Below are 3419 nucleotides of genomic sequence, written 5' to 3'. Positions count from 1 at the left end.
CTTAGACCGCGCAAATGTTTGGATTTCAGGCAACCGCAGATCGTGTTTGATGAACTACGACAGGTTGCTTGATTTGGCGGGTGTTGCACTTCGGAGTTGAATTCGCGGTCGCCTTTTTGATATTGCTCAGAATTAACTCTTGGGTCTGTTTTGAGAGCTCGATGCGGCAGCCCAAGGGGGCGTGAGGGAAGCCCTGTTTGATCTCGTGGCTGATCGCCTTATTGGTTTTACCCACCAGAGCCCGGAATTTCTGGGCAAAGTCATACTCCGCACGGGCATTCCCAACAAAGTCCAATACGGTGCAGCACTCTTTATCGCTCGCCAGCCGCAGGCCACGTCCCAATTGCTGCAAGAAGATGGTGAGGCTTTCCGTTGGTCGTAAAAACAGCAAGGTATCGACTTCCGGGATATCAACCCCTTCGTTGAAGATGTCCACCACGCAGAGAATATTGATAACGCCGGTACGCAAATCTTGTTGCTTACTATGTCGCTCGTCTCGGTTATCGCTAGTGAGGATGTCAGCCTTGATGCCCTTCAATAAAAATGCCTTGCACATAAAGTCGGCATGTTCACGGCTCACACAAAATGCCAGTGCTTTGATCTTGGTAATATCGGTGACGATCTCATTGAGGCTCTGGACTATCTTCTGTACCCGCTGCTGATTGTGGGTATAGATATTGGTGAGCTCAGTAATGTCATAACGGCCATTTTTCCAAGTCACTTGGCGCAAGTCAGTATCATCATCGATACCAAAATATTGGAACGGACAGAGATGGCGACGATTGATGGCCTCGGGCAAGCGGATCTCTGCTGCGATGACACCACAAAAGTCGGCAAGAATATCACCGCCATCATGGCGCTCTGGCGTTGCGGTTAATCCCAACAGAATCTGAGGTTCAAAGGTGGCGAGCAGACCGCGATAACTGGCCGCCGCAATATGGTGAACCTCATCAATGACGATGTAATCGAAATAGTCTTGACTAAGACGTAAATTAGCCAGCTGGTTATTCAAGGATTGCACCGAGGCAAACAGCTGACGGTAGTGGGTTGGCACGGCGCCGCCGACCAAGAGTTCGCCAAAATTTGATTGCTTGAGCACTCCGCGGTACGAGGCTAATGCTTGGCGCAAGATCTCCTCTTTGTGGGCGACAAACAGAAACTTGGCATCGGGTTTGGTTTTCAAAAAATGCGCAAAATCAAAGGCGGAGATCAGAGTTTTCCCTGTACCGGTAGCCGCTACCACCAAGTTACGAAAGCGCTGGTGTAAAGCGCGCTCCATCGCCAATTGTTCAAGGATCTCCAGTTGATGGGGAAACGGCGTGATATCAAAGAAATAGGCAGGGTTATTTCTGTCCCCATCCCCACGGGCCTCTTGCAGTGCATGCTGCAATTTTGTACGGCTTTCGAGCTTGCCATCAAACAGCTCAAAATCATCGGATTCCCAATAGGTTTCAAAGGTACTCAGGGATTTCTCGATAATATGAGGGATCTCTTGCGAGGTGATTTTTAGGTTCCACTCCAAGCCGCTGGTGAGGGCAGAGTGAGAGAGATTGGAGGAACCTATATAGCCGGTATGAAAACCGGTATTTCGGCAAAAGAGATAGCTCTTGGCATGCAACCGCTCGCGCTGGGTGTTATAGCTGAGTTTGACTTCGGTATTTGGGAGGCTGGCTAAAAATTCAACTGCCTTGGCGTCGGTCGCCCCCATATATGAGGTAGTAATTACTTTTAATTGGCGGCCGCTGCGAGTGAACTCTTCCAGCTCATGACGGAAAATACGGATACCTGCCCACTTGATAAATGAGACCAGCCAGCAGATGCTATCTGCCGATAATATCTCCCGTTTAATCTCTGACTCCATCGACAAACCCGCATTGCTGCCGCAGAACAGCTCACTTTGCGTTAGACCGGTCAGAGGGGAAATATCGTCAACATATTGTTTTAAATTGGCGGAAATGGGGTTGTCCAACTGGTACAGAGCGGTCAGTATTTTTCCCTGACTGTCGATAAGGTTCTCGCCAATAAAGTCTGGGTCTTGTATGCGATCTTTTAGCCAAAGCAATAACTGGTTAGCCAGCTCAATCTGCCGTTGTAATGGGTCATCGCCAGTGACCGAGCCTACTGCATATTCCAACACACGAGTTAGGAATCGTGATAACCAGACTGAGGCCTCCGCAGACTCCAGTTGTCGTTCCCCGATGTAGAAATGCGATCGATCTAGTCTTGATGCCAACAGTTGTGTGATGAGTTGTTCATAAATACCACATTGCTGCATGGTGACTGACCTTGAATCTTGTGCATAAGGGGAGTAGGCAGGGTATCATTTTTTTTAGCTAAATCAGTAAGCTGTTATCTAATTTTGCCCATTTGAAGATCTATCTAGCCATGGGCGGCGAAGATAGAGAAGGCGAACCACAGGGAGGTAGTGATGGATCCAATATCTTATCTTTTTTCGGCTTATCTCAATCTGGTGCAGCAGCAGGTGACGGATATCTATGGCACCGAGCTAAAAACGCTGGTAGTGCCCTATGAGGGAGAGCAGGTTCCCTTCTCTTTCCAGCTCTGGCAGATAAAACAGCAAAGTGTCTGCCGTCCCTACGAGCAAGATGTGCGGCGCTTCAGTCAGTGCACGGTCAAGGCGCAGGCACTGTTTGGTAAACTGTGCGATGACCTGACACGGCAAGACGACAGCAGTTGGCAGCTTCCCAAGTACCGCACCATGTACTGCTCGGCCGCCATCGGCTATCGCCCCATGATCGCGGAGATCGCCGATGCCCAGCAGAGCCCGGGTAAGCTCGCGGAGCGGGCCTGTAATCAGGCCATTCTGGCGGCCATGGGCAGTAATGACGAAACCCTGCTGGCCCAGCGTGACAAGGCGTGTGCTGCCGTGCGTTAAGGTATTTCCCTAGTCAAAATACGTGGTTAGCCCCCTGTGCACCATGCCACAGTTTCTATTGAGGCGGGTGGGTATGATGGTGCGGCAATCACCATGACAGGGAGCAAGCATGATAAGCCATATCGACCATCTGGTATTGACGGTCAGCGACATTGAGCGGGCGGTGGCATTTTACAGCGGCGCCTTCAAGATGGAGCCCATCACCTTCGGGGCAGGCCGCCGGGCGCTGCGTTTTGGCAACCAGAAGATCAATTTGCAGTTGCTGGGGGAGGAGGCGCGCAACCGGGCGCAGGTGGGGTCGGGGGATCTCTGCCTCATCACCAGCTGGCCCCTGGATCAGGTGATGGCCCAGCTGGCGAGCCAGGGGGTCGAAATCGTGGAGGGGCCAGTGATGAAAAGCGGTGCCTGTGGTCCCATCTTAAATGCGAAAGGGGACTCCCTCCGACGTAGGTGGGAGGGGAATTTCGCCGGGGCGTCAGCCCCGCTGGTTTTGAATGTATTGCTTGATCACCTCCAACGGTGC

1 protein-coding gene and 2 pseudogenes are annotated in these 3419 nt (G+C 51.5%); 2 read left to right on the top strand and 1 reads right to left on the bottom strand.

Annotated elements, in window-relative coordinates; all coding sequences use genetic code 11:
• Positions 1-94: 94 nt before the first annotated feature.
• A pseudogene (locus tag PG883_RS22930) lies at positions 95-2275 on the bottom strand (DEAD/DEAH box helicase family protein); the annotation flags it as partial.
• A gap of 153 nt (positions 2276-2428) precedes the next feature.
• On the opposite strand from PG883_RS22930, the gene PG883_RS22925 reads away from it, so the two are divergent.
• Both PG883_RS22925 and PG883_RS22920 read left to right on the top strand, forming a co-directional pair.
• Positions 2429-2896, top strand: a complete 468-nt coding sequence (locus PG883_RS22925; RefSeq protein WP_049636326.1) for a hypothetical protein — start codon at positions 2429-2431, stop codon at positions 2894-2896.
• Between the two features lie 109 nt (positions 2897-3005).
• Positions 3006-3314: pseudogene (locus PG883_RS22920) on the top strand (VOC family protein); the annotation flags it as partial.
• Positions 3315-3419: the final 105 nt, after the last annotated feature.

The organism is Aeromonas sp. QDB25, assembly GCF_027707725.1.
Lineage (GTDB): Bacteria > Pseudomonadota > Gammaproteobacteria > Enterobacterales > Aeromonadaceae > Aeromonas > Aeromonas caviae.
The sequence above is the reverse complement of the archived record's forward strand: the minus strand, read 5'-3'. Positions and strand labels throughout refer to the sequence as shown.

Excerpts from the sequence above, each read along its gene's own strand:
- PG883_RS22925 (WP_049636326.1), top strand. The coding sequence starts at position 2,429 with ATGGATCCAATATCTTATCTTTTTTCGGCTTATCTCAATCTGGTGCAG.